Origin of the sequence: Paraburkholderia sp. SECH4, from assembly GCF_030511745.1 — a bacterium.
Taxonomy (GTDB): domain Bacteria; phylum Pseudomonadota; class Gammaproteobacteria; order Burkholderiales; family Burkholderiaceae; genus Paraburkholderia; species Paraburkholderia madseniana.
Map to the genome: position 1 here is coordinate 33116 of NZ_JALOCP010000054.1, position 6073 is coordinate 39188.

Here is a 6073-nt window from a genome sequence, read left to right on the forward strand (position 1 = left end):
TCATAATATCCGTCGGATGAAGCAATCTGGCAATTCGAAACAATTCGCGAAAAAAGAGGGTGAGGCCTGCCCTCGCGGGCGGCCGCGCGAGTTCGACACGGACACCGTCTTAACGAGCGCGAGCCAGGTTTTCTGGAATCACGGCTACCACGCCACCTCGATCGACGACCTCTGCAAGGCTACCGGTCTGTTGCGGGGCAGTCTGTACGGGGTATTTGGCGACAAGCACGGCATCATGCTCGCCGCGCTCGATCACTACGCGGAAGGTTCGGTCGCCCGGTTGGCTGAACGGTTGAACGCACCGGTGCCGGTAGAAGAGGCACTGCGCAACGCTTTGCTGCACTACGCCCGGGTCGCGTGCGCGCTGACCGGCGAGCGCAGCTGCTTCATCACCAACACCACGCTGGAGATGCAACCCGGGGACGAGGAGCTGCGCACCCGCGTCGCGGCGATTCAACGCCGCATGGCGACGTTGCTGGCGGCCTCGGTGATTCGCGGCCAGGCGAGCGGCGCGTTCAATTCCACGCTCGACGAAAAAGCCGTCGGCGATTTCCTCCTGTGCGTGATGCAAGGACTGCGCGTATTGGGGCGAGTCGCCCACAAGGAAGATGCGCTGATCGGAATCGTGGACGTCGCCATGCGCGCGCTCGTCTAATTTTTTTACCTAATTTTTGAACGAACGGTCATGAATAGAGACCCGATCAAGTCCGCTCCGGCGGCATTTGCTGGACCGGTAGGCGGAGCCGCCGCCGCCGTTTGCCCAGGCGTGGGTGCGGTGGCCGCCAGCGGAGTTGCCACCGGTACGACGGCCACCAGCGCCGGGAAGGCTGCCTCCGGCTTCGAGCGCCAGGGGCTCGCGCTCGCTGTGCTGTTCGTCGGCGCCTTCCTCGCACCGCTCGACTATTTCATCGTCAACCTCGCGCTGCCGTCGATTCACACCGGCCTCAACGCCACCGACGCGCAATTGCAACTCGTGGTGTCCGCCTACGCATCCGCTTATGCCGTGCTGCTGATCACGGGCGGGCGTCTCGGTGATCTGTTTGGCCGGCGCCGCATGTTCATGACGGGCATGGCGGCCTTCGTGGTCGCCTCCGCGCTGTGCGGCTTCGCCACCAGTGGCCACATGCTGGTGATCTCGCGGATCGTGCAGGGCATCGCCGCCGCGGTCATGGCGCCGCAAGTGCTCGCGACCATCCGTGCGGTCGTGCCGCTGCATCGGCAGACCAAGGTCATGAGCCTCTATGGTTTCGTGTTCGGGCTTTCGTCGATCGTCGGGCAACTAGGCGGCGGCGCGCTGATCACCTATCACCCGTTCGGGCTCGACTGGCGCATCATCTTTCTGATCAACATTCCGATCGGCATCGTGGCCTTCATCGGCACATGGAAGTTCGTGCCGGAAAATCAGCCGGCCACGAACACCGGCATCGACCTGAAGGGCGTCGCGCTGCTCTCGATGGTGCTGCTGCTGGTCATCTATCCGATGACGCACGGCCGTGAAGCCGGCTGGCCGACGTGGACCTTCGTGATGTTCGCGCTGGCAGTCCCCGTATTCGCGCTATTCGTGGCGACCGAGCGGCGCGTCGAGCGCGGCGGCGGCCATCCTCTGGTGGATCTGCAATTGTTCCGCAACCCGGCCTTCGCACTGGGCCTCGTGCTCGCGTTCCTGTTCTATTGCAACAGCGCGTTTTTCCTGACCTATGGGATCTTCCTGCAAACCGGTTTGCACTGGACGCCGCTCGCTTCGGGTATGGCCATCATGCCGTTCGCGATCGGCTTCGTGGTCGGGCCGCTGACGTCGCCGGCGGTGGTCAAGCGCATCGGCGGTCACGTGCTGGCGCTCGGCTTCTCGATGATGACCGTCGGCTTCACGGTCACCGGCTGGTCCGCGACCCATGCCGCTACGCCTGATCTGTTGTTCTACTGCGGACTGGTGTGCGCGGGCGTCGGTCACGGTCTGCTCCTGCCGTCGATCATGCGCATCGTGCTGCTGGAAGTCGTGCCGGAGAAGGCCGGGCTTGCCTCGGGCGTGGTGTCGTCGACTTTGCAGATCGGCTCGGCGTTCGGCACGGCGGCCATCAGCGGTGCGTTTTTCGGTGTGATCGGCGGCCGCGAGACACCGGCTGCCTATGCGCACGCGTTCCAGTACAGCCTCGCGATCAACGCGTGTCTGATGTTTGTGTGTATCGGTTTGAGCGTGCTGCTCGTGCGGCATCAACAACTCGCACTGCGCCGGGCTGCCCAGCCGGTTTGAAAATAGCGGACGGGAAATCGTTTTCAACGGTGGTCGCTAAAAACTATTATGCACTTTAAACAGAACTGGTTTTGGAGTGGCTGCATTTACCGATGAGTTTCCCGTTCATAGGTAATTCCGCGTGTGAGTGATCAGAATAAACCCGAATCGGGTTTGTCGGTGGCAGTGTAGATATGACAAATCCAGTGCGCATTTTCTACTTGCGGACCGGGTTTGCCGCCGTAAGTTTTGCGATCGTGCAATGCCGCACGGGTGGTGGCCTGGCGTCGTTATAAAGGGTTTTCCCCGGCTTTACCCATCGATAGCCGGGGTGGAAAGCCTATTCCAGTGCCAATGAAAACGGTATCAATAAAAAGCGCTTGCCGTGGTTAATTTCGATTGTTAATCTTGGCCAACTTTTAGAGTTTTCATTCGGCAGGGTTCTATGTTGCAAAGCACGGTGCGATGACTTTATTCCGCTCAACGGGTTCCGTAGGGGATTGAATATGCTGACCGCTACCATTGACGTATTCGAAACACCGGCAGCCGCACGCTTCAATGTCGGCGATGTTGTCACGCTGAAGGAAGGCGGTCCGCGCATGACGGTGACGTATGCGGGACCGGTGGCGCTCAATCCTGGCGACTGGCTGATTTGCGAGTGGTTCGACGAACATGGCGAACTGCGCCGCGAAATGTTCGCGCACGAGAGCGTGCGGGCCGAGCCGCGCTCGATTCCCGCCGGTTCGGTGATGTGGGGCAGAATGGGCCGGGCGGCCTGAGAGAAGCGGCCCGCCGCACGTACTAGCCCCGCGAGCCGGTTTATCCGTCGATCAGTTTCAACCCCGCCACTGACAGCACGATCAAGGTCATGCAGATCACGCGGGGCGCCGAAACCGGGTCGTTGAACAGCATCACGCCGAGCACCGTGATGCCAAGCGATCCGATCCCTGTCCATACCACGTAAGCCGTACCTGCCGGCAAATGCTTCATCGCCAGCGTCAGTAAAAACACGCTGCCGAGCGCGGCCGCAACGCCGCCGATGCTCGGCCACAAGCGTGTCCATCCATTTGCATATTTCAACGCCAACGCCATCAGGATTTCGACCGCGCTTGCGGCGAGCAGAATGAGCCATGCCATCGTGAGCCCTATCGGTGAGTGGTTAATGAGCGGCCAGCTTAGGGCTATAGTGATGCGCTCACCATTACTTACCCACTGGTAACCATGGCATTTCCCGAGTCCGCCAACGCGTCCCTCGCCTCGACCGAACAGCCCTATCGCGGTGACGTTTTCGACGCCGCCTGTTCGTCGCGCCTCGCGCTCGAACTGATCGCAGGAAAGTGGACGCTGCTCATCATGCCGGCGCTGCTGCCCGGCGCGATGCGCAATAACGCCTTGCTGCGCAAGATCGGCGGCATTTCCCAAAAGGTGCTGACGCAGACGCTCAAGGAACTCGAGCGGAACGGTCTGGTGATCCGCGAGGAGCAGCCGGGCGCGGTGGCGCACGTGGAATACCGGCTCAGCGAACTGGGGCGAACGCTCAGTGACGCGCTGGTGACGCTCGATCATTGGGCCGAGGAAAACGCGGCCGAACTCGACGCTGCGCGTGAGCGCTATGACGCGCGGCAGCAAACGCACCGCTAGCTGCCTGCCCGCGGTTGCTGCGCACCATTGTTGTCGAATCAAGGTTGCTTGTTTTCCGGGTGCTCACGCGACGCGGCCCGCCTTTGCACGCGCACCAGAAGCGCCGATGAGAATGCGCGCATCCGCACGATCTTGCGCGTCTCTACAACTTCGCCGGCCACGTTCTTCGGCGGGTTGGGCTGTAGCGACCAGTAGAGTGCGAGCAGCCAGCCAAAGCCGGTCCAACCGAGGCACGCGTTGAAGAGCGCCAGCGTCAGCACGTCATGACGCTTGCGCCGGTCCGCGAGAATGCTCGGCAGAAAATACAGCGCCAGCGCGAGCACCGCGGCGATGGCCTGTACCACGATGTTGCCACCCATAGCCTGGCTCCTCAGGACGTGATGTATCCCCCGATTGTCGCGCGATTGTTTTCTTTGCGCTGCGTCGCGCTGAAACATGCATGCGCGGTGAGGGGGTTCAGCGCATCGCGCATCAGGACTATCATGGACGTTTCGACTGAACAGAACCGCCACGGACCGCCACCATGATCTCCGACGATACGACCCAGCAGACCCAGCGCATCAACCAGGACACGCTACGCGAATTCGTAGACCGTAAATGGAATGACGAGATTGTTCCTGCGCTCACGGACTACATTGCCGTGCCGGCCAAGAGTCCGGCGTTCGATCCCGAGTGGGTCAAGCACGGCTATCTCGAGCGCGTGATTACCGACGCGGCGCAATGGGCCGAACAGCAACCCGTGCGTGGCCTGAAGCTCGAAGTGATCCGCTTGCCGGGCCGCACGCCGGTGATTTTCTTTGAAACGGCCGCGACCCGATCGGGCAGCGAAGAAACCATCGTGCTGTACGGCCACCTCGACAAGCAGCCTGAATTTGACGGCTGGCGCAACGACCTCGGCCCCTGGACGCCCAAGCTCGAAAACGACAAACTGTACGGCCGCGGCGGTGCCGACGACGGCTACGCGATCTATGCGAGCATCACGGCGCTGGCCGCGCTGGACGCGCAAGGCATCGAGCGTCCGCGCTGCGTCGGCCTGATCGAAACCTGCGAGGAATCGGGTAGCTACGATCTGCTGCCGTACGTCGACGCGTTGCGTGAACGTCTCGGCAAAGTCGGGCTTGTGGTGTGTCTCGATTCGGGTGCGGGCAACTACGATCAACTGTGGCTCACTACGTCGTTGCGCGGGCTGGTCGCCGGCGACCTCGAAGTCCAGGTGCTCGACGAAGGTATTCACTCGGGCGGTTACGGCGGCATCGCGCCATCGAGCTTCCGCATCATGCGGCAACTGTTCGACCGTCTCGAAGACTCCGCCAACGGCACCCTGTTGCCCAAGGGTTTCCACGTTCAGATCCCGGCGGACCGTTTGCGCGAAGCGGAAGCGACGGCGCAGATTCTTGGCGACGACGTCTGGAAGAAACTGCCGTGGGCCTGCGGCCAGGACGGCCGTCAGGTGCTGCCCACCACCACCGATCCGCAGGAAGCCTTGCTCAACTCGACGTGGCGTCCGTCGCTGTCGGTGACCGGCGCAGCCGGCTTGCCCGCGCTTGCCGACGCCGGCAACGTGCTGCGTCCGCGCACGGCGTTCAAGCTGTCGCTGCGCCTGCCTCCGCTGATCGAAGCGGAAAAGGCCGTCGCCGAACTGAAGGCGCTGCTCGAATTCGATCCGCCATACAACGCCAAGGTCACCTTCAAACCGGACGCCGGCGCGGCGAGCGGCTGGAGCGCGCCCGATCTCGCACCGTGGCTCGCCACCGCGCTTAACGACGCATCGCGCACGCACTACGGCGCGGACGTTGCCTACATGGGGCAGGGCGGCACGATCCCGTTGATGAACGTATTGAAGTCGGGCTTCCCGAAGTCGCAGTTCATGGTGTGCGGCGTGCTCGGGCCGAAATCGAACGCACACGGACCGAACGAGTTCCTGCACGTGCCGTATGGCAAGAAGCTGACGGCAGCGGTTGCTCAGGTGATCGCGGCCGCGCCTTGACGAGCGTTTTGCCTCGAGCTTTCCTGCAATACCGTTCCAGGCGAATCAGCGGGCGCTCCGGAGCGCCCGCGTTTAAATATGCGAATTGAATAGTCCGTCTGTTAGCCCACAAATAAAAAAACAAGCCTCCGCAAGCTATATTTTCGATTGCATTACCTAAGGAAACGCTGATTAATGTACTGCCCGTTCGGTTTGCAGATGAAGCGGCGGGAAAC

7 protein-coding genes are annotated in these 6073 nt (G+C 61.9%); 5 read left to right on the plus strand and 2 right to left on the minus strand.

The window, feature by feature from the left end; genetic code table 11:
- Nucleotides 1-16: 16 nt before the first annotated feature.
- The 3 genes from M0D67_RS38440 (at nt 17) to M0D67_RS38450 (ending at nt 3009) form a co-directional block, all read left to right on the plus strand.
- Nucleotides 17-655 (plus strand): TetR/AcrR family transcriptional regulator, encoded by a 639-nt coding sequence (locus M0D67_RS38440; RefSeq protein WP_266242585.1) that lies wholly within the window; start codon nt 17-19, stop codon nt 653-655.
- A 30-nt stretch (nt 656-685) separates the two neighbouring features.
- Nucleotides 686-2251, plus strand: coding sequence for an MFS transporter (locus M0D67_RS38445; RefSeq protein ID WP_266242587.1), 1566 nt, complete (start codon nt 686-688; stop codon nt 2249-2251).
- 485 nt (nt 2252-2736) lie between these two features.
- Entirely contained in the window at nt 2737-3009 is a 273-nt protein-coding gene (locus tag M0D67_RS38450; protein ID WP_054035352.1) for a YodC family protein, read from the plus strand.
- Between the two features lie 40 nt (nt 3010-3049).
- Here the strand turns inward: M0D67_RS38450 and M0D67_RS38455 are convergent, their stop codons facing one another.
- The gene (locus M0D67_RS38455) at nt 3050-3367 is read right to left on the minus strand and encodes a multidrug efflux SMR transporter (protein ID WP_120345089.1); all 318 of its coding nucleotides are present in this window, start codon (nt 3365-3367) and stop codon (nt 3050-3052) included.
- An 84-nt stretch (nt 3368-3451) separates the two neighbouring features.
- Here M0D67_RS38455 and M0D67_RS38460 point away from each other — a divergent pair, with 84 nt between their 5' ends.
- A complete protein-coding gene (locus M0D67_RS38460) occupies nt 3452-3871 on the plus strand; it encodes a helix-turn-helix domain-containing protein (RefSeq protein WP_154561791.1) in 420 nt (139 codons plus the stop codon).
- Nucleotides 3872-3909: 38 nt separating this feature from the next.
- Here M0D67_RS38460 and M0D67_RS38465 read toward each other — a convergent pair whose 3' ends face one another.
- Nucleotides 3910-4230 (minus strand): superinfection immunity protein, encoded by a 321-nt coding sequence (locus tag M0D67_RS38465; RefSeq protein WP_154561793.1) that lies wholly within the window; start codon nt 4228-4230, stop codon nt 3910-3912.
- A 164-nt stretch (nt 4231-4394) separates the two neighbouring features.
- Between M0D67_RS38465 and M0D67_RS38470 the strand changes: the two genes are divergently transcribed.
- On the plus strand, nt 4395-5858 hold the full coding sequence (locus M0D67_RS38470) for a M20 family metallopeptidase (RefSeq protein WP_154561795.1): 1464 nt from the start codon (nt 4395-4397) through the stop codon (nt 5856-5858).
- Nucleotides 5859-6073 lie beyond the last annotated feature (215 nt).

Coding starts and splice junctions, on each gene's coding strand:
- M0D67_RS38460 (WP_154561791.1), top strand. CDS start 3,452: ATGGCATTTCCCGAGTCCGCCAACGCGTCCCTCGCCTCGACCGAACAG.
- M0D67_RS38465 (WP_154561793.1), bottom strand. CDS start 4,230: ATGGGTGGCAACATCGTGGTACAGGCCATCGCCGCGGTGCTCGCGCTG.
- M0D67_RS38445 (WP_266242587.1), top strand. CDS start 686: ATGAATAGAGACCCGATCAAGTCCGCTCCGGCGGCATTTGCTGGACCG.
- M0D67_RS38455 (WP_120345089.1), bottom strand. CDS start 3,367: ATGGCATGGCTCATTCTGCTCGCCGCAAGCGCGGTCGAAATCCTGATG.
- M0D67_RS38440 (WP_266242585.1), top strand. CDS start 17: ATGAAGCAATCTGGCAATTCGAAACAATTCGCGAAAAAAGAGGGTGAG.
- M0D67_RS38450 (WP_054035352.1), top strand. CDS start 2,737: ATGCTGACCGCTACCATTGACGTATTCGAAACACCGGCAGCCGCACGC.
- M0D67_RS38470 (WP_154561795.1), top strand. CDS start 4,395: ATGATCTCCGACGATACGACCCAGCAGACCCAGCGCATCAACCAGGAC.